The 19,924-nt window shown below is 67.5% G+C and carries 22 protein-coding genes; 11 read left to right on the top strand and 11 right to left on the bottom strand.

Annotation, left to right across the window (positions count from 1 at the left end):
* The first annotated feature begins 156 nt into the window (after positions 1-156).
* Positions 157-933 carry a ferredoxin-NADP reductase gene (gene fpr, locus AC1RB9_RS07940; RefSeq protein WP_003091832.1) on the top strand — a complete coding sequence of 259 codons (777 nt, stop codon included), beginning with the start codon at positions 157-159 and terminating at the stop codon, positions 931-933.
* Positions 934-1,015: 82 nt separating this feature from the next.
* Here the strand turns inward: fpr and AC1RB9_RS07945 are convergent, their stop codons facing one another.
* The 7 genes from AC1RB9_RS07945 to AC1RB9_RS07975 all read right to left on the bottom strand — a co-directional run bounded on the left by AC1RB9_RS07945 (position 1,016) and on the right by AC1RB9_RS07975 (position 9,322).
* The gene (locus AC1RB9_RS07945) at positions 1,016-1,552 is read right to left on the bottom strand and encodes a nitrous oxide reductase accessory protein NosL (RefSeq protein WP_003453179.1); all 537 of its coding nucleotides are present in this window, start codon (positions 1,550-1,552) and stop codon (positions 1,016-1,018) included.
* A 16-nt stretch (positions 1,553-1,568) separates the two neighbouring features.
* Positions 1,569-2,396, bottom strand: a complete 828-nt coding sequence (locus AC1RB9_RS07950; RefSeq protein WP_003453173.1) for an ABC transporter permease — start codon at positions 2,394-2,396, stop codon at positions 1,569-1,571.
* Positions 2,387-3,301 (bottom strand): ABC transporter ATP-binding protein, encoded by a 915-nt coding sequence (locus AC1RB9_RS07955; protein ID WP_003453169.1) that lies wholly within the window; start codon positions 3,299-3,301, stop codon positions 2,387-2,389. The genes AC1RB9_RS07950 and AC1RB9_RS07955 overlap by 10 nt, the downstream gene beginning before the upstream one ends.
* The gene (locus AC1RB9_RS07960; RefSeq protein ID WP_481864885.1) at positions 3,298-4,584 is read right to left on the bottom strand and encodes a nitrous oxide reductase family maturation protein NosD; all 1,287 of its coding nucleotides are present in this window, start codon (positions 4,582-4,584) and stop codon (positions 3,298-3,300) included. Before AC1RB9_RS07960 ends, AC1RB9_RS07955 begins: the two co-directional genes overlap by 4 nt.
* The gene (nosZ, locus tag AC1RB9_RS07965) at positions 4,581-6,491 is read right to left on the bottom strand and encodes a TAT-dependent nitrous-oxide reductase (protein ID WP_003098686.1); all 1,911 of its coding nucleotides are present in this window, start codon (positions 6,489-6,491) and stop codon (positions 4,581-4,583) included. The genes AC1RB9_RS07960 and nosZ overlap by 4 nt, the downstream gene beginning before the upstream one ends.
* Before the next feature lie 42 nt (positions 6,492-6,533).
* Positions 6,534-8,681: a transcriptional regulator NosR gene (gene nosR / locus AC1RB9_RS07970; RefSeq protein ID WP_033873615.1), complete on the bottom strand. Its 2,148-nt coding sequence runs from the start codon at positions 8,679-8,681 to the stop codon at positions 6,534-6,536.
* A gap of 227 nt (positions 8,682-8,908) precedes the next feature.
* On the bottom strand, positions 8,909-9,322 hold the full coding sequence (locus AC1RB9_RS07975) for a VOC family protein (RefSeq protein ID WP_003098688.1): 414 nt from the start codon (positions 9,320-9,322) through the stop codon (positions 8,909-8,911).
* 60 nt (positions 9,323-9,382) lie between these two features.
* Between AC1RB9_RS07975 and AC1RB9_RS07980 the strand changes: the two genes are divergently transcribed.
* Positions 9,383-9,685 carry a heme-binding protein gene (locus AC1RB9_RS07980; protein ID WP_003098690.1) on the top strand — a complete coding sequence of 101 codons (303 nt, stop codon included), beginning with the start codon at positions 9,383-9,385 and terminating at the stop codon, positions 9,683-9,685.
* 6 nt (positions 9,686-9,691) lie between these two features.
* Here the strand turns inward: AC1RB9_RS07980 and tsaA are convergent, their stop codons facing one another.
* The 4 genes from tsaA to amrZ form a co-directional block, all read right to left on the bottom strand.
* The gene (gene tsaA, locus AC1RB9_RS07985) at positions 9,692-10,387 is read right to left on the bottom strand and encodes a tRNA (N6-threonylcarbamoyladenosine(37)-N6)-methyltransferase TrmO (RefSeq protein WP_003113115.1); all 696 of its coding nucleotides are present in this window, start codon (positions 10,385-10,387) and stop codon (positions 9,692-9,694) included.
* A 52-nt stretch (positions 10,388-10,439) separates the two neighbouring features.
* Complete coding sequence (gene rhlG / locus AC1RB9_RS07990; protein ID WP_003113116.1) at positions 10,440-11,210, bottom strand: 3-oxoacyl-ACP reductase RhlG; 771 nt, start codon at positions 11,208-11,210, stop codon at positions 10,440-10,442.
* A 97-nt stretch (positions 11,211-11,307) separates the two neighbouring features.
* Complete coding sequence (locus AC1RB9_RS07995; RefSeq protein ID WP_003098694.1) at positions 11,308-11,673, bottom strand: DUF2784 domain-containing protein; 366 nt, start codon at positions 11,671-11,673, stop codon at positions 11,308-11,310.
* 153 nt (positions 11,674-11,826) lie between these two features.
* Entirely contained in the window at positions 11,827-12,153 is a 327-nt protein-coding gene (amrZ, locus tag AC1RB9_RS08000) for a transcriptional regulator AmrZ (protein ID WP_003091802.1), read from the bottom strand.
* Positions 12,154-12,513: 360 nt separating this feature from the next.
* Here amrZ and phnC point away from each other — a divergent pair, with 360 nt between their 5' ends.
* The 9 genes from phnC (at position 12,514) to phnK (ending at position 19,902) form a co-directional block, all read left to right on the top strand.
* Complete coding sequence (phnC, locus tag AC1RB9_RS08005; RefSeq protein WP_003098696.1) at positions 12,514-13,350, top strand: phosphonate ABC transporter ATP-binding protein; 837 nt, start codon at positions 12,514-12,516, stop codon at positions 13,348-13,350.
* 52 nt (positions 13,351-13,402) lie between these two features.
* Positions 13,403-14,407 carry a phosphonate ABC transporter substrate-binding protein gene (phnD, locus tag AC1RB9_RS08010; protein WP_003113119.1) on the top strand — a complete coding sequence of 335 codons (1,005 nt, stop codon included), beginning with the start codon at positions 13,403-13,405 and terminating at the stop codon, positions 14,405-14,407.
* Between the two features lie 67 nt (positions 14,408-14,474).
* A complete protein-coding gene (phnE, locus tag AC1RB9_RS08015) occupies positions 14,475-15,269 on the top strand; it encodes a phosphonate ABC transporter, permease protein PhnE (RefSeq protein WP_003091793.1) in 795 nt (264 codons plus the stop codon).
* Positions 15,270-15,289: 20 nt separating this feature from the next.
* The gene (gene phnF, locus AC1RB9_RS08020; protein ID WP_003091792.1) at positions 15,290-16,012 is read left to right on the top strand and encodes a phosphonate metabolism transcriptional regulator PhnF; all 723 of its coding nucleotides are present in this window, start codon (positions 15,290-15,292) and stop codon (positions 16,010-16,012) included.
* 9 nt (positions 16,013-16,021) lie between these two features.
* Positions 16,022-16,480 carry a phosphonate C-P lyase system protein PhnG gene (gene phnG, locus AC1RB9_RS08025; protein WP_003098697.1) on the top strand — a complete coding sequence of 153 codons (459 nt, stop codon included), beginning with the start codon at positions 16,022-16,024 and terminating at the stop codon, positions 16,478-16,480.
* Complete coding sequence (gene phnH, locus AC1RB9_RS08030) at positions 16,480-17,109, top strand: phosphonate C-P lyase system protein PhnH (RefSeq protein ID WP_003452968.1); 630 nt, start codon at positions 16,480-16,482, stop codon at positions 17,107-17,109. The genes phnG and phnH overlap by 1 nt, the downstream gene beginning before the upstream one ends.
* Complete coding sequence (locus AC1RB9_RS08035; RefSeq protein ID WP_003098699.1) at positions 17,109-18,209, top strand: carbon-phosphorus lyase complex subunit; 1,101 nt, start codon at positions 17,109-17,111, stop codon at positions 18,207-18,209. Before phnH ends, AC1RB9_RS08035 begins: the two co-directional genes overlap by 1 nt.
* Positions 18,206-19,090 carry an alpha-D-ribose 1-methylphosphonate 5-phosphate C-P-lyase PhnJ gene (locus tag AC1RB9_RS08040; RefSeq protein ID WP_003098700.1) on the top strand — a complete coding sequence of 295 codons (885 nt, stop codon included), beginning with the start codon at positions 18,206-18,208 and terminating at the stop codon, positions 19,088-19,090. Before AC1RB9_RS08035 ends, AC1RB9_RS08040 begins: the two co-directional genes overlap by 4 nt.
* Positions 19,087-19,902 (top strand): phosphonate C-P lyase system protein PhnK, encoded by an 816-nt coding sequence (gene phnK / locus AC1RB9_RS08045; RefSeq protein WP_003098701.1) that lies wholly within the window; start codon positions 19,087-19,089, stop codon positions 19,900-19,902. Before AC1RB9_RS08040 ends, phnK begins: the two co-directional genes overlap by 4 nt.
* Positions 19,903-19,924: the final 22 nt, after the last annotated feature.

The raw sequence follows: 19,924 nt of genomic DNA on the forward strand, positions 1-19,924 counted from the left end.
CGGCCGACCGATATCGTGTTATCCCATATCCATATTCTGGATAAGCATTATCCAGACAATTCATTTTGCGGATATTTTGGCAACCGATAAAATGCCGCGCAACTGCGTCACGTCTGCTGCTGTTGGTGTGCGCCCGCGTTTTCCTAGGAGTCTTTGATGAGCAATCTGTACACCGAGCGCGTTCTCAGCGTGCACCACTGGAACGACACCCTGTTCAGCTTCAAGACCACCCGCAACCCGGGTCTGCGCTTCAAGACCGGCCAGTTCGTGATGATCGGCCTGGAAGTCGACGGTCGCCCGCTGATGCGCGCCTACAGCATTGCCAGCCCGAACTACGAAGAGCACCTGGAGTTCTTCAGCATCAAGGTCCCGGACGGCCCGCTGACCTCGCGCCTGCAGCACCTGAAGGAAGGCGACGAGCTGATGGTCAGCCGCAAGCCGACCGGCACCCTGGTGCACGACGACCTGCTGCCCGGCAAGCACCTCTACCTGCTCAGCACCGGCACCGGCATGGCGCCCTTCCTCAGCGTGATCCAGGACCCGGAAACCTACGAGCGCTACGAGAAGGTGATCCTGGTCCACGGCGTGCGCTGGGTCAGCGAACTGGCCTACGCCGACTTCATCACCAAGGTCCTGCCGGAACACGAGTACTTCGGCGACCAGGTGAAAGAGAAGCTGATCTACTACCCGCTGGTGACCCGCGAGCCGTTCCGCAACCAGGGCCGCCAGACCGACCTGATGCGCAGCGGCAAGCTGTTCGAGGACATCGGCCTGCCGCCGATGAATCCGCAGGACGACCGTGCGATGATCTGCGGCAGCCCGAGCATGCTGGAAGAGACCAGCGCCGTGCTCGACAGCTTCGGCCTGAAGATCTCGCCGCGCATGGGCGAGCCGGGCGACTACCTGATCGAGCGCGCCTTCGTCGAGAAGTAGGCCTCCGCCGCGCCTCGTCGCGCCAGGCGAAGAAAGCCCCTGCCGTATCCGCGGCAGGGGCTTTCTGCTTTCCGGCCCCCGCTCAGTGCGCCGGGTGCCGGTGCGGGTGGTCGCCGCCCACGCCTTGCAGCACCGCCTGGTCGATCTCGTCGAAGCGCAGTACCCGGCCGCCTTCCTCGGCCGCCAGGCGCGTCGCGGCCTCTTCGTCGGCGAACGAGGCGAGGGTGGCGCCCATGCCGCCCGGCCGCTGGATGCCGACCACGTAGTAGGCGCGGGTGGCGTCGATCAGGCGGGCATCGTCGGGGTGCCGCCAGTCGGCCTGGCTCATGTCGTGGACATACAGGCGCGTCTGGCCCTGGCGGTTTTCCGGTTGCAGCCACCAGCCGAACAGTTCGGCGGTGGAGCAGAACTTGCGCACCGCGCCGGGAAGCACCGCCTCGCCCTTGGGACCGGGCATTTCCTCGATGAGCATGCCGCAGACGTGGCATTCGTCGCCGCTGGCGATCGGCACCGGGCCGAGTGCCGTGGCGTCGTCCCGCGACGCATCGCAGCCGGCCAGCAGCAGGCCGAGCAGGAGCGTGCCGAGCAGAGGGCGCAGGGGGAGGGTATGACGTTGCATGGCGGAACCTCGTGAGTCAGATGGGGCGGCGGCGGAACAGGCCGTGGGCCAGCGCCAGGGCAGCGCAGGCCCAGAGGGCCAGGGCCAGCCAGAGGGCGCTGGCGGACACCGGCAGTTCGCTGGCCAGGGGAACCACCCCGCCGGCGGCGGCTGCGTCGAAGCCGGACAGGTTGATCAGCCGGTAGAGGTCGGTCGGGTTGAGCAGCAACAGCCAGGGCAGCAGCCGCGGGCTCAGGTGACCCTGGCTGAGGACCAGGATCGCCAGCAGGGCCAGGTCGAACAGCAGGACGAAGAAGAACCACAGGCCGAGCGCCTGCCCGGCGGCGCTGGATTTCTCGCTGGCGCGGCTGCTCAGGGCGTAGGCCAGGGCGAGGAACACGCAGCCGAGCAGCAGCGAGGAACCCATGAAGCGGCCGAAGGCGCCCAGCAGGATGGCCGCCTCGACCTCCGGCACCAGCACGAGGATCGCCAGTGCCGCGCTGCCGAAGCCGATCAGGGTGGCCAGGGCGAGGATCAGGCCGTGACCGAGGAACTTGCCGAGCAGCAACTGGCCGCGCCCCAGCGGGTAGGTCAGGAGCAGCAGCAGGGTGCCGCCTTCCTCCTCGCCGACGATGGCGTCGTAGGCCAGCAGCAGGGCGATCAGCGGCATCAGGAAGGTGGCCAGGCTGGTCAGGCTGGCGACCGTCGCCGGCACCGAGGTGAAGCCGACCTGGCCGGCCGCGGCGGCGCCGAACCAGGCGATGCCCACCGAGAGCAGGGCGAACAGCAGGCTGATCGCCAGCAGCCAGCGATTGCGCAGGCCGTCGGCCAGTTCCTTGCGGGCGATGGTCCAGACTACGGGCATGGCGTGGCTCCGGCGGGGGCGGGGGACATGTGGTGGCGATAGAGGTCCTCCAGCGACGGCGGCAGGATCTCCAGGTCGAACTCGCGCGCGGCCAGCAGCGCTTCCAGCACGCCGTCGCGCTCGGCATCGTCCAGCAGTACCTCGATGCGCTGGTCGTCCAGTCTCCGCGCCGCCAGGCCGGCCCGGTGCCAGCGTTCGAGCCACTGCGGGTTATGCGGGCTGGCCAGGCGCACGCGGGTCGGCAGAGCCGCCTTGCGGCGCAATTCGGCGAGGCTGCCGGCCACTTGCAGGCGGCCGCCGGCGAGAATCGCGGCGCGGTCGATGTGCGTCTCGACGCCGGGCAGCACATGGGAGCAAAGGACGATCCCGATGCCCTGGCCGCGCAGGCGGTCGAGCAATTGGTAGAGCTCGACGGTGGCCAGCGGGTCGAGGCCCACCGTCGGTTCGTCGAGCAGCAGCAGGCGCGGTTCGCCGAGCAGCGCCTGGGCCAGGCCGAGGCGCTGGCGCATGCCCTTCGAGTAGGTTTTCAGGCGCCGCCTGGCGGCATGGCCGAGGCCGACCTGTTCCAGTAGGCGCGCGGCTTCGGCCGGCGCCACGCCCTTGAGGCGGGCGAAGTGGCGCAGGGTTTCCGCGCCGCTGAGCTGCGGGTAGAAGGTCACGTTCTCCGGCAGGTAGCCGAGCTGGCGGCGCGCCTCCAGGCTCCTCGCATCGTGGCCGAGGACCCGCACGCGGCCTTCGCTGGGGGCCAGCAGGCCGAGGACCAGCTTGATGGTGGTGGTCTTGCCGGCGCCGTTGTGGCCGAGCAGGCCGAGCACCTCGCCGGGCTCCAGGCGCAGGTCGAGCCCGCTCAGGGCGGTGAGGGCGCCGTAGCGCAGGGTCGCGCCGTCGATCTCGACCAGGCTCATGGCCTCGGCTCCGCGGCGGGCATCCGCATCAGCGGATGGCTGTCGCGCACGCCGGGCGAGCGCACCACCGGGAAGGCGCGCTGGACCCAGCGCAACAACTCGATGCTCGGGCTGTTCAACAGCAGGCGTACCTGCGGGTACAGCCAGATCAGCCGGTCGACGTTGTCGTTGGGCTCGTAGGCGACGTCGCCGAGACCGTCGTCGTCGCGGTCCCAGCCCAGGTAGTCGCTCCAGTAGTTGCCGCGGCCGTCGGCGGACCACTCCTGCTCGCGGCTGGCGACGTACTTGACCTGCTGGCGGTTGCCTATGAAGGCGTTGCCGGCGATGCGATTGTCCTCCGAGCCGGCGGTGAGGTGGATGCCCAGGGCGCTGTCGGCGAAGCTGTTGCCTTCGATGCGGTTGAACAGCGAGTTGTAGATGAACAGCGCCTTGCCCTCGGCGCCGGAAATCATCGCGTCGCCGGTGCTGCCGCTGCGCACGCCCTCGACACGGTTGCCGGCCAGGGTCGAGTAGGTGATGTAGTTCATCAGGATGCCGTAGTTCTCGTCGTCGATGGAGCGGTTGCCGGTCACGGTCAGCTTGCGGCTCTGCATCAGCGCGTAGCCGGTGCGGGTGCGCCGGGTCAGGTTGTCGGTCACCCGGCTGTTGTGGGTGAACATGTAGTGCACGCCGTAGCGCAGGTCCTCGAAGCGGTTGGCTTCGATGCTGCTGTCGTTGGAGGTGTCGATGTAGACCCCGTCGCGGGTGTGGCTGACCCGGTTGCCGCGGACCAGGGCGTCCTTCACCGCATAGAGGTGGATGCCGTTGCCGCGATCCTGGGAGCGCACGCTTTCGTCGCCCTCGATGCGGTTGTCGAGCACCTGCGCGCCCGCCGTGGCGTCGAGCCAGACGCCGAAGCCCGCGCCGCGCAGGTCGTTGCCGCGGATCACGGCGCCGCTGGCGGCCTTGCCGACGAAGATCGCGGCGTCGAGTTCGGTCAGGTTGCGCCCCCAGTTGCGCAGCCGGCAGCCCTCGACGGTGATCCCGGGGCTGGTCAGGGTCAGCAGGCTGCCGTGGCCGCCGCCGTCCAGTTCGGCGCCGGCCTCGCAGCGTAGGTGCAGCGGCCGGTCGATGACGAAGTTACCGGCGTAGCGGCCCGCCGCCAGGCTCCAGCGGCCATCGCCGTCGGCCCGCAGCGGCAGGCCGTCGACCGGCTCCGCGCCGGCCGTGGCGAGGCCGAGCAGGAGCAGGGCGAGGAGCGGCCCCGCCCGGCGCCCGGCCAGCGACCGCGCTGCGTGGATCAAGCCTTTTCCACCAGCATCCGCCCGCACATTTCCATGTGCAGGGCGTGGCAGAACCAGCTGCAGTAGTACCAGTGCACCCCGGGCTTATCGGCGACGAAGGTGATCGACGAGGTCTGTTGCGGGCTGATCTCCATGCAGACGCCGTGGTTGACCATGACGAAGCCGTGGGTCACGTCCTCGATCTCGTCGAGGTTGGTGATGGTCACGGTGACTTCGTCGCCCTGCTTCACCTTGAACTCGGTGAGGCCGAAGGAGGGCGCCATCGAGACCATGTAGACGCGGACCTTGTTGCCCTCGCGGATGACCTTGTTGTCCTTCATCAGGTCGATGCCGTCCTTTTCCGCGCGCTTGACCGTCTCGGCGAAGAACGGGTCCTTGCGGTCCCAGATCTTGCGGGTCTTGATCTGGTCGCGGCGGGCGAGGATGCAATCGTGCGGTTCGGCGAAGGTCGGGCCGTCGTGGACCAGCTTCATTTCCTCGCCGGAAATGTCGATCAACTGGTCGTTCTCCGGGTGCAGCGGACCGGTGGGCAGGAAGCGGTCCTTGGAGAACTTGCTGAGCACCACGATCCACTTGCCGTCGGCTTCGCTGGTCTCGCACAGGGTGGCGTGGTTGTGCCCCGGCTGGTACTGCACGTCGAGCTTCTGGCGGATGTAGTCGACCTTCTCGCCCTTGTAGGCGCGCACCGCGTCGGCCAGGTTCCACTTCACCAACTGGCTGTCGATGAACAGCGTGGTATAGGCGTTGCCTCGGCCATCGAAAGTGGTGTGCAGCGGGCCGAGGCCCAGTTCCGGCTCGCCCACCACCACGTCGCGCGGGTCGGCCAGCTTGCCGGCGAACAGGTCGCCGAGGCGCTCGATGGCGATCATGGTGCAGGTCGGCGAGAGCTTGCCGTTGGCGATGAAGTACTTGCCGTCCGGCGAGGTGTTCAGCCCGTGGGGGTTCTTCGGTACCGGGATGTAGCGGGTCACCGGGCTGTCCTTGCCGTCCTTGCGCCGGCCGTCGACCACCGGCACCTTCGAGTCGCCGAGGGTGACGAAGCGCTTCGCCTTGATCTCGGCCTCGATGCGCGGGATGTCGAACACCACCACCCAGTCGCGCTCGTTGCGCATCATGCCGCCGAGGTCGACGGCCTTCTCCGAGTTGTAGCAGGTGGAGGCGGCGAACCTGCCGCTGTAGTCCATGTCGGTGTTGTCGAGGTTGCCGTCGACGATCACCTGCCAGGCCACTTCCATGGTCTCGGCGTCGATGGCGTTGTACAGGGTGAAGGCGTTGTCGCCGGACAGGTCGAAGGTCGAGCCGTCGTTGGGATGGGGGATGATGAACTCGGCGTTGCAGAACACGTAGCGGGTATGCGGCACCTTTTGCAGGCGCAGGCCGTGGATCGCCTGGACGTTGGGAATGGTGACGATGCGGTCGCATTTCATGACGTCCAGGCGGATGCGCGCGACCCGGCTGTTGGCCTTGTCGTTGATGAACAGGTACTTGCCGTCGTACTTGCCGTCGGTCATCGAGATGTGCGGATGGTGGCAGTCGCCGTTGAGGAAGCGCGCGCTGTCGCCGAGGACCCGCTTGCTCTCGTTGGTCAGGCCCCAGCCGGTGGCCGAGTCGACGTTGAACACCGGTATGCGCATCAGCTCGCGCATCGACGGCACGCCGAGCACGCGTACTTCGCCGGAATGTCCGCCGCTCCAGAACCCGTAGTACTCATCCAGTTCGCCGGGGGCGACCTCGGCCTTGCTGCGCTCGCCCTTGCCCGCGGCCCGGGCCTCGCGGCCGACCACCGCGCTGCCCAGGGCGCTGGCGCCAACCAGGGCGGCGGCTCCGGTCAGCGCCGAGGCGCCGAGGAAGCCGCGGCGGTTCAGGCCGTGGGTTTCTTCGTGGGGGCTTTTCGTGTCGTCGCTCATCTCGTGTCGTCCTCAAGGGCAGTCAGGGGAAAGGGAGCCAGGTCAGAGGTTCTCCGCGGGTATCCGCGCGTTGTCCGCCGGCGCGCTCTTCGCGCGCTTCTTGCGCTTGTTCACCAGCGGCGGGCACTTGTCCTGGTCGTGGTAGGTCATCTGGCAGTCGAGGCAGTAGTGGCATTCGTTGGCCTCGATGCGGCCGTCGGGATGGATCGCCTGGATCTCGCATTCGCGGGCACACAGCTGGCAGGGCCTGCCGCATTCCGCGCGGCGCTTGAGCCAGTCGAACAGGCGCGCCTTGGCCGGGATCGCCAGGGCCGCGCCCAGCGGGCAGAGGTAGCGGCAATAGACCTTGCGGGTGAACAGGTTGACCACCAGCAGCGCGACGGCGTAGGCGACGAACCACCACTGGCGGTCGAAGCCGAGGGTGATGGCGGTCTTGAACGGCTCCACCTCCGCGGCCTGCTCGGCCAGCGCCAGGGATTCCAGGGAGAGACCGAAGAGCACCAGCAGGATGATGTACTTGATCGCCCAGAGCCGCTCGTGCACGGCGAACGGCACCTGGAACTGCGGCACGCGGAGCTTGCGCGCGAGTTCGTTGAGCAGTTCCTGTAGCGCACCGAACGGGCACAGCCAGCCGCAGAACACGCCGCGGCCCCAGAGCAGCAGGCTGGCTGCGGTGAAGGTCCAGAGGATGAACAGCAGCGGGTCGCTGAGGAACAGCTCCCAGCGGAAGCCTTCGAACAGCGCGTGGACGAAGGTCAGCACGTTGACCACCGATAGCTGGCCGAGGCAGTACCAGCCCAGGTAGACCAGGGTGAACGCCAGGTAGCCGGTGCGCAGTCGCTGCATCAGGCGCGGCCGTCGCACCAGGCGGTCCTGGAGGAAGAGGATCGCCAGGAGCAGGACGAGGGCGGTACAGAGGACCCCGACCTGGAAGCTCTTCTGGTACCAGACCCGCAGCCACAGCGGCCGGGCAGCCTCTTCCAGGGCGGCCAGTTCCTCGGCCGTTGGCTGCGGCCGCTCCAGGTATTCCTCGGGCGTCTGGCAGGCCAGCTCGAAGCTGGTGAATACCCCCGCCACCGGGCCGGTCTGGCGCCGCACGAGCAACTCCAGGGTCCAGGGCGAGCCCGGATCGAAACGCTGGCTGGCGCGGGCGACGAAGATCGCCATCTCGCGGAACTCCGGCATGCCTTTGGCATAGACGTCCGACAGGCGCTGGTAGTCGAGGTCGCGGAAGCTGATGATGTCGCCGAACTGGCGCAGTTGGACCCGATCGAAGATGCCACCGCGCACGTAGCCGGAACCCTTGAAGGAATACTCGCCGTCGCCGAGCACGACGAAGGCGTATTCGCCTGGCTTCAGCGACGCCATCAGTTCGCGGTACTGGTTGTCGCCGAGCAGGCTGCGGCCCACCGCGGGAGGGTTGAGCAGGGCGCTGTAGAGATCGATGAACGGCTCGTCGCGGTGCGCCGCGTCGGCTTCGCCGATGCCTTCGGCCTCGCTGCCCTTGAAGGCGTCGTCGATCTGCCCGCGACTCAACTGCAGGCGGCGGATCGCGCCGTTGCCGAGCAATTCGCTCCAGCTCGCCGTCGCTGCCGGTTGCTGGCGCACCTGCGCCGGCTTGGGCCGCACATTGCCGCGGTCCTCGATCAGGCCGAGGGAAACCGCCACCGTATGTGCGGCGCGCATGACGATCTCGTTGACCACCATCACTGTCACCGTGGCGCCGCTCACCGCGTCGACGGTAACCGCCTGCGGGTCGCTGGAGCGGCCGACCACCACCCGCTGGTCGGCGCGCACGCCGTCGTACCTGGCGCTGAAGGCGTGCAGCTTCTCTTCCGGGATGCCGATCAGCAGGATCGGTTCGTGGTGTTCGAGGACGTAGGCGTCGCGGATAACCGCCTGCGGATCGAGGATCACCTGCAGGTTGATCGGCTTGCCGGAGTAGGCCGGGATGTCGGTGACGCTGAGGGTCTGGAAGGCGTAGCCGAGGGTTTCCTCGCCCTTGCTCAGGCGGCGTACGCCGTAGTCGCCTTCGGGGTCGCCGATCCGCTCGACCGCGGGGAATACCTGGGCGATGCGCAGGCGCTCCAACTTGCTGAGTTCGGCACCCTGGGCGGCGAGGCCGACCAGCAGGAGCATCCAGGCGAAGACACACCGCCACGATCCGGCGGAAAAACGAAGGGCGCGCATAGGTTCCATCTACTACTGGCTACCGGCGAAAAAAGGGACGCCGCGCTGCGGTGGGGTCTGCGCCTGGCGGTGGAATCGCTTCCGTTGCCGGATGCTAGGAGGAGCGGGGGCGGAACGCGCTTGATGAAAGTCAAGAAGTGGAGATGAGGAACAAGCGAGGTTGCTGGCACTCAGTGTACCGAGTCGCCCCTCTCCCTTCAGGGAGAGGGGAGAGGGCTGCCCGAGGCTCAGGCCAGGCGTTGCCCGGATACCGCTGGATGGTACAGCGGCTGCACCTTGTTGCCCGCCGGGTCGAGCAGGTGGAAGCTGCGCGCGCCGTCGCCGTGGTCGAAGGGTTGGTCGAGCAGGGTCACGCCCAGCGCCTTCAGGTAACGGTACCAGGCCTCCAGTTCCTCCACGCTGTCGACGACGAAGCCGTAGTGATCCATGGTCTGCAGGCCGTTGCTGGCAGCGTGGGCGCGGCCGAGGGAAAGGTTGTCGTTGCCGCAGGTGAGATACACCAGGTCTTCGTTGGCGCGGTTCAGCACTTCCATGCCCAGTACGTCGACATAGAAGCGCTCGCATTCTTCCAGGTTGGGCACCAGCAGGGCGAGGTGACGCAGGCCGTTGAGGCGGGAGGGGCGGGCAGGGCGGTCGGACATGGGTTTGCTTCCTTTTTTGTATACAATAATTTTGTAAATCTAAAACAAAAGGAAGTTTCCGTGTACTGCATCTTTATCAAGACCCGCCTCAGGCCCGGCTGCGCCGAGGCTTTCATCGATGCCATCCAGGTCAACGCCGCCGCTTCCGTGTCCACCGAGCCCGGCTGCCTGGTGTTCGACGTTTCCCGCGACCGACAGGACCCTGACCTGGTCTATCTCTACGAGGTCTATCGCGATGACGCGGCCTACGAGGCGCACACCCGCACCGCGCATTTCCGCGACAGCCGGCCGTTGGTCGAGCCGCTGATCCTCGAACAGGAAGTCTTCGAAAGCGACGCGCTGGCGCTCAATCCGCTGCGCTGAGAAGGCTCAATCGCCGCCGGCGACGTCCAGCACGCGGATCAGGTCCGGGCGCGGGTAGTGCCAATGCACGTCGAGGTCCCACAGGCGCACCCCGTAGCGGCGCCCGGGCTCCGGCTTCTGGTAGGCCGGGCGTGGGTCCTGGGCCAGGCATTGCTCGATCAGCTCGGCTACCGGCTGCCGCAACCGCTGGCCGTGCTCATGGGCCTGGCGCCGCGCCTGCTCGCTCCACTCCACGGCGATGCCCGGCGGCGGCGCGTCGGCGATGCCGTTGCGGGCGTCGGCCACGGCGTCGGCGTAGGGTACGTAGGGCTTGATATCGAGTACCGGGGTGCCGTCGAGCAGGTCGATTCCGGACAACCACAGGCGCCCCGCTTCGAAGCCCTCCAGGCGCACCACCGACTGGCCGATGCCGTTCGGCCGATGGGTGGCGCGGGTGGCGAAGACTCCCAGCGAGCGGTTGCCGCCCAGGCGCGGCGGGCGCACCTTCAGTCGCGGCTTGTCTTCCAGGGCCTGGTGGAAGAGGAACAGCAGCCAGACATGGCTGACCTGCTCCAGGCCTTCCAGCGCTTCCACCTGGTCGAACGGCGGCAGCAGTTCCAGGGTCCCCCGCGCCGCCGGCGCGAGCAGCGGCTGGCGCGGGATGGCGAACTTCTCCATGAAGCAGGAGCGGATGTAGCCGATGGGAGAAACGCTGTGGGTCATGGCGGGACGAGGCGAGCGGTCGGGGGCGTCATGTTACCCGGATTGGCGGCGCTCAGAGATGAAAACCGCCGTCGATGGGGATCACGTTGCCGGTCATGTAGGCGCCGGCGGTGCCGGCCAGGCTGATCGCCAGCGCCGCCATCTCCTCCGGGCGACCCCAGCGGCCCATGGGAATCGACGCGCTGTCCGCCTCCAGTGCCTGCGGGTCATTGGCGATGTGACGGGTCATGCGGCTCGGAAAGCGTCCGGGAGCGATCACATTGACATTGATGTGCTCGCCGACCAGTTCCTTCGCCAGCATCCGCGACAGTTGATGCAGCGCGGCCTTGCTCGGCCCGTAGGCATAGGCTTGTTCGCCCATGGCGCTGATGCCCGCCACCGAGCCGATGTTGATCACCCGCGCCGGGTTCTCCGCGCTGGCCGAGCGGCGCAGCAGCGGCAGCAGTTGCTGGATGCAGGAAAACACCGAGGTGACATTGAGCTGCATGACCTTTTCCCAGCCGGACACCGGATAGCTTTCCAGCGCTGCGCCCCAACTGGTGCCGGCGTTGTTCACCAGGATATCCAGCCGCGCGCTGAGTTCGCCGAGCGCCTGCGCCAGGCGCCGGGCACCGGCTTCGCTGGAAAGGTCGGCGGGGATCGCCTGGCAGTCGCCGTAGGCCGAGAGGCGTGTGGCGGTGTCGGCGCAGGCCTCTGCGTCACGTGCGCAGATGAAGACGCGGGCGCCGGCTTCGAGAAGACCCTGGGCGATCATCTGGCCGATGCCGCGGCTGCCGCCGGTGACCAGGGCGATGCGACCGGCGAGACTGAAATAGGGATGCATGGGAATGACTCCGGGCTGGGCAGGGGAGACCAGCCTACGATTCGCCTCGCTGCCGGCGCAGCATTATCCAGGTACGGAATGACGTGGCATCCGTGGCTCAGCGGCTACCGCGGCGATGCAACAGATACAGGTAGGCGATCAGGTTGAGCAGCAGAACGATGGCGCCAAGGATCCACTGCACCGCCGGGGTCAGGCCGGCGGGATAGATCAGCGGCAACAGGTAGTGCTCGACGAAGCCGCCGCTGTAGCCGGCGTCCCCGGCGGCCCGGCGCAGACGATTCTCCAGCGGGGTCAGCGGACAGGGCAGGCCGAGAAACTCCACCGCGCAGCCCCAGGCTACCGCTGGCAGGTGCAGCCAGGCCAGGCGTGGCCAGCGCAACGGCAGCAGGCCGCCGAACAGGACGAACAGGATGAAGCCCAGGTGCAGCCAGACCAGGGCATCGGCGGCCAGGCGATAGCTCATTCGGCTCTCCCTCGTGGCGTTGGAGGGATAACGCCACCGCTACAGGGGCCGGCGGATAACCGCCTTGCGGTTACTCGCCCATGGTTTGGCCATCCATAAAGAAAAAGCCGGCGAATGCCGGCCATTTCAAGCGCTACGCGTGGGCTTCGGCGCTCAGGCCTGGGCCAGCTCCGCATCGTGTGCGATCAGGGCGACCAGCGCGTTCTGCTGACGGTGGGTCAGCTGGCGGAAACGCTGCAGCAGCTCGCGCTCGTGCAGGCTGAGTTCCGGGCTGTCCAGGCGAACACCGAGATTGTCTTGCAGCGCCCCTTCCTGGAGCAGGCTCTGCTCGAGTCGGGCGATGATCTCGGAGTTCATGCTGCGGTGATGGCTGCGAGCGACTTCTGCGATCTGCTCACGCATGCCCTCGGGCAGACGAACGACGAATTTGTCAGCGGTACGGCTGGAGTAGGTAGGAGTTGCCTGTTTCAGTGGGCGCATACATTGAACCTGTAGAGTCAGGGAAAAGCGGTGCCGAGGAAGCGTTCATTGTTCTCGGGCCTATGACCACGATTTCCGCTAGCCGTTCAGTCTGTTATTTCGGAAACAACAATTAGTTGACGTCAATTGTGCGTTGCGTGCCGGCGTTTTGCCAGTACCAGCTATCTGAAATGCGAGCGATTCAGCAAAAGCCTAGTTTTTTACTGGGGGTTGGATGATGGCCTTCTGACCACCGGTCGTTCAAGGGATTGTCACTCGACTGTCATCGTCACTTCACCGGGCTGACACAGTCTCCTTCTATCTTGGTCTACACCAGATGGCGCCGCTGGCGTCTTCGTGCAACCGATTGGAGGGAGAACGATGAGCGCGGTGATCCGTGTCGACAGCCTGAACAAGACCTTTGCCCGCAAGCAGGCGCTTTTCAACCTGAGGCTGGAGATCCAGGCGGGCGAGATGGTGGCGTTGATCGGTGCATCCGGCTCCGGCAAATCCACGCTCCTGCGTCACGTCGCCGGGCTCGCCCGCTGCGACCGCGACAACGGCGGCAGCATCGACGTGCTGGGTCGCCGCCTGCAGGCGTCCGGCCGCCTGAGCGGCGAAGTGCGTCGCCTGCGTGCCGACATCGGCTACATCTTCCAGCAGTTCAACCTGGTCAACCGCCTCAGCGTGCTGGACAACGTCCTGCTCGGCTTCCTCGGTCGCATGCCGCGCTGGCGCGGTTCGCTGGGGCTGTTCAGCGCCGAGCAGAAGCGCCAGGCCCTGGAAGCGCTGGCGCGGGTCGGCCTGGCCGATTTCGCCGGGCAGCGCGCCTCGACCCTTTCCGGCGGCCAGCAGCAGCGCGTGGCCATCGCCCGCGCCCTGACCCAGAAGGCCGAGGTGATTCTCGCCGACGAACCGATCGCCTCGCTCGACCCGGAGTCGGCGCGCAAGGTGATGGACATCCTCGCCGATATCAACCGCCACGACGGCAAGACCGTGGTGGTGACCCTGCATCAGGTCGACTACGCGTTGCGCTATTGCCCGCGCGCGGTGGCCCTGAAGGGCGGCCGGATCCTCTTCGACGGCAGCAGCGAGCACCTTTCCGAAGGCTTCCTCAACGAACTCTACGGCGCCGAAGGGGACACCCCGCTGCTGTTTTCCGACCGTGCCCGGCGCGGGGCGGAGAGCCAGCCGGAACTGACCCTCGCGCGCGCCTGACGTCATTCGAACCGCATAAAAACCCGCCAAACCCTGCCCAGGAGTTCTCTCCATGTTGAAACGCTTCAGTCGTGTGCTCGCGGCTTCCGCCCTGCTCGCCGGCTCCCTTGCCGGGATGGCGCACGCCGACCAGCCGGTGATCAATTTCGGGATCATCTCCACCGAGTCGTCGCAGAACCTCAAGAGCATCTGGGAGCCCTTCCTCAAGGACATGAGCCAGCAGACCGGCTACCAGGTGAAGGCCTTCTTCGCCCCCGACTACGCCGGGATCATCCAGGGCATGCGTTTCGACAAGGTCGACATCGCCTGGTACGGCAACAAGGCCGCCATGGAAGCGGTGGATCGCGCCCACGGCGAAATCTTCGCCCAGACCGTCGCCGCCAGCGGCGCGCCGGGCTACTGGAGCCTGCTGATCGCCAACAAGGACAGCAAGATCGACAGCCTCGAGGACATGCTGGCGAACGCCAAGAGCCTGACCTTCGGCAACGGTGATCCGAACTCCACGTCCGGCTACCTGGTGCCCGGCTACTACGTGTTCGCCAAGAACAACGTCGACCCGGTCAAGGCCTTCAAGCGCACCCTCAATTCCAGCCATGAGGTCAACGCACTGGCGGTGGCCAACAAGCAGGTCGACGTCGCCACCTTCAATACCGAGGGCATGGAGCGCCTGGAATTGACCCAGCCGGAGAAGGCCAGGCAGCTCAAGGTGATCTGGAAGTCGCCGCTGATCCCGGGCGACCCGCTGGTGTGGCGCAACAACCTGAGCGACGAGCAGAAGAACAAGCTGCGCGACTTCTTCTTCAAGTACGGCGCCAACGCCGAGCAGAAGAAGGTCCTCGCCGACCTGCAATGGTCGAAGTTCCAGCCCTCCGACGACGACCAGTTGCTGCCGATCCGCCAGCTCGAGCTGTTCAAGCAGCGCACCGACGTGGCGAACAACGCCAACCTCGGCGCCGAAGAGAAGGCCGCCAAGCTGAAGGCCCTCGACGAGGAGCTGGCCAAGCTGGAGAAACGCATGGCCGAGCGCGAGCAGAAAACCGCCGCCAACGCCGGCTGATCCACCCCGGGCGCGGCCGGCGCCGCGCCCCACCCGATTCGCCAATACCGCTGTCGAGATTCCCGATATGAGCACTCTGAGCACCACTGCCGCGGCGGCCGCCACCGGCAAGCCATCCTGGGGACGCCTGGTCGGCTGGGGCCTGTTCCTCGCCATCCTCGCCTGGTCCTGGAAGGGCGCGGAAATGAACCCGGCCGTGCTGTTCCGCGACGCCGGCAACATGGCGACCTTCGCCGCCGACTTCTTCCCGCCGGACTTCGGCAACTGGAAGCTCTACCTCAGCGAGATGCTGGTCACCGTGCAGATCGCCCTCTGGGGCACGGTGCTGGCGATCGTCTGCGCCATCCCGCTGTCGATCCTGGCTTCCGAGAACATCGTGCCCTGGTGGGTCTACCAGCCGGTGCGGCGGGTGATGGATGCCTGCCGTTCGATCAACGAGATGGTCTTCGCCATGCTCTTCGTGGTCGCCGTCGGCCTGGGCCCGTTCGCCGGCGTTCTGGCGCTGTTCATCAGTACCACCGGGGTGCTCGCCAAGCTCTTCGCCGAGGCGGTCGAGGCGATCGATCCCGGTCCGGTCGAAGGCGTCCGCGCCACCGGTGCCAGCGCTCTGCAGGAGGTCATCTTCGGGGTCATCCCGCAGGTCCTGCCGCTGTGGATCTCCTATTCGCTGTACCGCTTCGAGTCCAACGTGCGTTCCGCCACAGTGGTCGGGATGGTCGGCGCCGGCGGCATCGGCGTGATCCTCTGGGAGGCCATCCGCGGCTTCCAGTTCGGCCAGACCTGCGCCGTGCTGATCGTGATCATCGTGGTGGTGAGCCTGATCGACGTTCTGTCACAACGCCTGCGCAAGCTGTTCATCTGACGACGCGAGGAGGGCGCCTGGTGCGCCCTTTCCAAACCATGCACTTGTCTAGACAAAGCGAACCGCTGTACCGCGAACTGGCCGAACGGCTGCGCCAGGAACTGCTGGCCTACCGCCCCGGCGACTACCTGCCCGGCGAGATCCAGCTGGCCCAGCGCTTCGCGGTGAACCGCCATACCCTGCGCAGGGCGCTCGACGAACTGGTGCTCGAAGGCCGCGTGCTGCGGCGCCAGGGCAAGGGCACCCAGGTCCTGGAGGCGCCGACGATCTACCCGATGGGCGCCGCCAACGCCTACACCGAGTCGCTCTCGGCCCAGGGCCACCGGGTCGAGGCCCGGCTGCTGGAGGCGCGCCAGCGTCCGGCCGGCGCCGCCGAGGCCACCCACCTGGGGATCGGCGAGGGCGGGCGGGTGCTGGAACTGACCACCCTGCGTTACCTCGACGGACAGCCAGTGAGCCTGATCCGCCATTGCTACGCCGTTTCCCGCAGCGAGCTGCTCGCCGACTACCAGGGCGGTTCGCTGCGTCGCTACCTGGCCGACAAAGGCCTGCCGCTGACCCGCACCTACAGCCTGATCGGTGCGCGCCTGCCCAATCGCGAGGAGGCGGCGCGCCTGCTGATGCCCCGCCATGCGCCGTTGCTCACCGTCCTCACCCTGTCCCGCGACCGTACCGGCCAACCGGTGGAACTGGCCCAGTCGATCAGCCGCGCCGATCGCTTCCAGTACCAGGTCGCCCCCTAGGAGAAGCCCATGACCGCCTTGCATTCCGATCCCACCATCGCCGCACGACAGCGCTGGATGGGCGTGCTCGCCCGCGCCCGTCGCGAGGAGCTGGACGCCCATGCGGACGCCCTGCGCGATGCCGACTATCACCTGCTGCGCGCCGCCGAGACCGGCATGACCCTGGTGCGCGGACGCATGGGCGGCACCGGCAGCCCGTTCAACCTCGGCGAGATGACCGTGACCCGCTGCGTGGTGCGGCTCGGTGACGGACGCACCGGCTACAGCTATGTCGCCGGGCGCGACAAGCGCCACGCCGAACTGGCCGCCCTGGCCGACGCGCACCTGCAGGGCGCCGACGCGGCGGCCTGGCAGGCGCGCCTGATCGAACCGCTGGCCCGCACCCAGGCCGAGCGCCGCGCCGCCCAGGAGGCGGAAATCGCCACTACCAAGGTGGAGTTCTTCACCCTGGTCCGAGGAGAAGATTGATGACCAGCGCTTCGTTTCCCAGCCCGGCGGATACCGCCGCGCTATTGCAACCGGCGTTCCAGGACCCGGTCCTGGATGCCCAGCGGAGTTTCCGCGCGGCGCTCAAGGCCCTCGCCGAACCGGGGCTGGTGCGCAACCTCGACCGCGCACCGGCGCTGGCCGCGTTGCAACCGGCCAGCTACGCGCTGTGCCTGAGCTTCCTCGACTCCGACACCCCGCTGTGGCTGGCGCCGGGTCTCGACAGCCCGACGTTGCGCGCCAACCTGGCCTTCCATTGCGGCTGCCCGATCGTCGCCGAGCGTGAGCAGGCGCTGTTCGCCTTGCTCGACGAAGGCGAGCTGGACGACCTGAGCGGCTTCGACAGCGGCAGCGACCGTTATCCGGACCAGTCCTGCACCCTGCTGATCCAGCTTGCCGGCCTCGATGGCGGCGCCTCGCTGGAGTGGCGCGGGCCGGGTATCGCCGAGGTGCGCCAGGTGGCGTTGCCGGTGAGCACCGGGTTCTGGGCGCAGCGTGCCGCACGCACCGAATTCCCCAGGGGCCTGGATGCCTTCTTCGCCGCCGGCGAGCGCATCCTCGGCCTGCCACGCAGTACCCGGGTCAGCGAACCCGTCGAGGAGGTGGCCTGATGTACGTAGCCGTCAAGGGTGGCGAGAAGGCCATCGACAACGCCCATCGCCTGCTGGCGCGCAAGCGCCGCGGCGATACCGCGCTGCCGGAGCTGTCGGTGGAGCAGATCCGCCAGCAGATGCCGCTGGCCGTGTCGCGGGTGATGACCGAGGGTTCGCTGTACGACGAGCAACTGGCGGCACTGGCGATCAAGCAGGCGGCCGGCGACCTGATGGAAGCGATCTTCCTTCTCCGCGCCTACCGCACCACGCTGCCGCGCTTCGCCGCCAGCCTGCCGCTGGACACCGCCGGGATGCGTCTGCAACGACGGATCTCGGCGACCTACAAGGACCTGCCGGGCGGGCAACTGCTCGGTCCGACCTTCGACTATACCCATCGCCTGCTCGACTTCAGCCTGCTCGCCGAGGGCGACTACCCCGGCCCCGAAGTGGAGCGGGGCGCGTCCCTGGAGCCTTGTCCGCGCGTGCTCGGCCTGCTCGACCGGGAAGGCCTGATGACGCCGGAGTACGAGCTGCCCGGCGCGGTGCCGGATATCACCCGCGAGCCGCTCGACTTCCCCACCGGCCGCGCCCAGCGCCTGCAGGCCCTGGCCCGCGGCGACGAGGGCTTCCTTCTCGCCCTGGGCTATTCGACCCAGCGCGGCTACGGCCGCAACCATCCGTTCGCCGGGGAGATCCGCATCGGCGCCTGCGAGGTCTGGCTGGAGCCCGAGGAACTCGGCTTCGCGGTGCCGGTGGGCGAGATCGAGGTCACCGAGTGCGAGATGGTCAACCAGTTCGTCGGTTCCCGCGAGGAGCTGCCGCAATTCACCCGTGGCTACGGCCTGGCCTTCGGCTACGCCGAGCGCAAGGCGATGGGCATGGCCCTGGTCGACCGCGCCCTGCGCGCCGAGGAATACGGCGAGGAGGTGGTGTCGCCGGCGCAGCAGGAAGAGTTCGTCCTGATGCACTGCGACAACGTCGAGGCCGGCGGCTTCGTCTCGCACCTGAAGCTGCCGCACTACGTCGATTTCCAGTCCGAGCTGGAGCTGATTCGCAAGCTGCGTCGTCCCGGCGTCGCCGAATCCGCGCAACCCACTGACCAGGAGAAGCGCGCATGAGCCTTTCCCCGCAAGCCAGCGCCGCGCCGGAGCAGGGCTACAACTTCGCCTACCTCGACGAGCAGACCAAGCGCATGATCCGCCGCGGCCTGCTCAAGGCGGTGGCGATCCCCGGCTACCAGGTGCCCTTCGGCGGCCGCGAGATGCCGCTGCCCTACGGCTGGGGCACCGGCGGCATGCAGGTGACCGCGGCCATCCTCGGTGCCGACGACGTGCTCAAGGTGATCGACCAGGGCGCCGACGACACCACCAACGCGGTATCCATCCGGCGTTTCTTCGCCCGCACCGCCGGGGTCGCCACCACCGAACGGACCCCGGAGGCGACGGTGATCCAGACCCGCCACCGGATACCGGAAACCGCCCTGAGCGGCGAGCAGATCATGGTCTACCAGGTGCCGATCCCCGAGCCGCTGCGCTTCATCGAGCCTTCCGAGGCGGAGACCCGGACCATGCATGCGCTCGACGACTATGGGGTGATGCACGTGAAGCTCTACGAGGACATCGCCACCTTCGGCCATATCGCCACCAGCTATGCCTACCCGGTTACGGTGGACGAGCGCTACGTGATGGATCCCTCGCCAATTCCCAAGTTCGACAACCCCAAGCTGGACATGAGCCCGGCGCTGATGCTGTTCGGCGCAGGTCGCGAGAAACGCCTGTACGCGGTGCCGCCGTTCACCCGGGTGGCGAGCCTGGACTTCGAGGACCACCCCTTCGAAGTCCAGCGCTGGGAAGAAAGCTGTGCCTTCTGCGGCAGTCACGAGTCCTACCTGGACGAACTGATCGTCGACGACCGTGGCGGCAAGCGCTTCGTCTGTTCCGACACCGATTACTGCACGCAGCGGCGTGCCTGCCAGGAAGAAGGGGAGGACGCGCAATGAACGCGGTCTGCGAATCCATCGATGCGAACCTCGACGCGCGCGATCGGCCGCTGCTCTCGGTGCGTGGCCTGACCCGCCTGTACGGGCCGGAAAAGGGCTGCCAGGAGGTCGACTTCGATCTCTACCCCGGCGAGGTGCTGGGCATCGTCGGTGAGTCCGGCTCGGGCAAGTCGACCCTGCTCTCGTTGCTCTCCGGGCGCTGTCCGCCGGACGCCGGCACGGTCGCCTACCGCGACGACGGCGACCGCTGGCTGGACCTCTACGCCGCCAGCGAAGCCGAGCGGCGCACCCTGCTGCGCACCGAGTGGGGCTTCGTCGAGCAGAACCCGCGCGACGGCCTGCGCATGGGCGTGTCCGCCGGCGCCAACATCGGCGAACGGCTGATGGCCCAGGGCGTGCGCCACTACGGTCGGCTGCGCCAGGCCGGGCTGGACTGGCTGGAACAGGTGGAGATCGATCCGCTGCGCATCGACGACCTGCCGCGAACCTTTTCCGGCGGCATGCAGCAGCGTCTGCAGATCGCCCGCAACCTGGTCTCGGCGCCACGCCTGGTGTTCATGGACGAACCCACCGGCGGCCTCGACGTGTCGGTGCAGGCGCGCCTGCTCGACCTGCTGCGCGGCCTGGTGCGCGAGCTGGACCTGGCGGTGGTGATCGTCACCCACGACCTGGCGGTGGCGCGCCTGCTCGCCGACCGCCTGATGGTCATGCGCCGTTCGCGGGTGGTGGAAGCCGGTCTCACCGACCAGATTCTCGACGACCCGCAGCATCCGTACACGCAATTGCTGGTGTCGTCGGTCCTGCAACCCTGAGCCGAAGCGTCGGCGCCGGTCC

This window comes from Pseudomonas sp. 20-5, assembly GCF_056782835.1.

What these genes read in the sequence shown, in the direction of transcription:
- fpr (WP_003091832.1), top strand. Translation starts at nt 157, where the DNA reads ATGAGCAATCTGTACACCGAGCGCGTTCTCAGCGTGCACCACTGGAAC.
- AC1RB9_RS07945 (WP_003453179.1), bottom strand. Translation starts at nt 1,552, where the DNA reads ATGCAACGTCATACCCTCCCCCTGCGCCCTCTGCTCGGCACGCTCCTG.
- AC1RB9_RS07950 (WP_003453173.1), bottom strand. Translation starts at nt 2,396, where the DNA reads ATGCCCGTAGTCTGGACCATCGCCCGCAAGGAACTGGCCGACGGCCTG.
- AC1RB9_RS07955 (WP_003453169.1), bottom strand. Translation starts at nt 3,301, where the DNA reads ATGAGCCTGGTCGAGATCGACGGCGCGACCCTGCGCTACGGCGCCCTC.
- nosZ (WP_003098686.1), bottom strand. Translation starts at nt 6,491, where the DNA reads ATGAGCGACGACACGAAAAGCCCCCACGAAGAAACCCACGGCCTGAAC.
- nosR (WP_033873615.1), bottom strand. Translation starts at nt 8,681, where the DNA reads ATGCGCGCCCTTCGTTTTTCCGCCGGATCGTGGCGGTGTGTCTTCGCC.
- AC1RB9_RS07975 (WP_003098688.1), bottom strand. Translation starts at nt 9,322, where the DNA reads ATGTCCGACCGCCCTGCCCGCCCCTCCCGCCTCAACGGCCTGCGTCAC.
- tsaA (WP_003113115.1), bottom strand. Translation starts at nt 10,387, where the DNA reads ATGACCCACAGCGTTTCTCCCATCGGCTACATCCGCTCCTGCTTCATG.
- rhlG (WP_003113116.1), bottom strand. Translation starts at nt 11,210, where the DNA reads ATGCATCCCTATTTCAGTCTCGCCGGTCGCATCGCCCTGGTCACCGGC.
- AC1RB9_RS07995 (WP_003098694.1), bottom strand. Translation starts at nt 11,673, where the DNA reads ATGAGCTATCGCCTGGCCGCCGATGCCCTGGTCTGGCTGCACCTGGGC.
- amrZ (WP_003091802.1), bottom strand. Translation starts at nt 12,153, where the DNA reads ATGCGCCCACTGAAACAGGCAACTCCTACCTACTCCAGCCGTACCGCT.
- phnC (WP_003098696.1), top strand. Translation starts at nt 12,514, where the DNA reads ATGAGCGCGGTGATCCGTGTCGACAGCCTGAACAAGACCTTTGCCCGC.
- phnD (WP_003113119.1), top strand. Translation starts at nt 13,403, where the DNA reads ATGTTGAAACGCTTCAGTCGTGTGCTCGCGGCTTCCGCCCTGCTCGCC.
- phnE (WP_003091793.1), top strand. Translation starts at nt 14,475, where the DNA reads ATGAGCACTCTGAGCACCACTGCCGCGGCGGCCGCCACCGGCAAGCCA.
- phnG (WP_003098697.1), top strand. Translation starts at nt 16,022, where the DNA reads ATGACCGCCTTGCATTCCGATCCCACCATCGCCGCACGACAGCGCTGG.
- phnH (WP_003452968.1), top strand. Translation starts at nt 16,480, where the DNA reads ATGACCAGCGCTTCGTTTCCCAGCCCGGCGGATACCGCCGCGCTATTG.
- AC1RB9_RS08035 (WP_003098699.1), top strand. Translation starts at nt 17,109, where the DNA reads ATGTACGTAGCCGTCAAGGGTGGCGAGAAGGCCATCGACAACGCCCAT.
- AC1RB9_RS08040 (WP_003098700.1), top strand. Translation starts at nt 18,206, where the DNA reads ATGAGCCTTTCCCCGCAAGCCAGCGCCGCGCCGGAGCAGGGCTACAAC.
- phnK (WP_003098701.1), top strand. Translation starts at nt 19,087, where the DNA reads ATGAACGCGGTCTGCGAATCCATCGATGCGAACCTCGACGCGCGCGAT.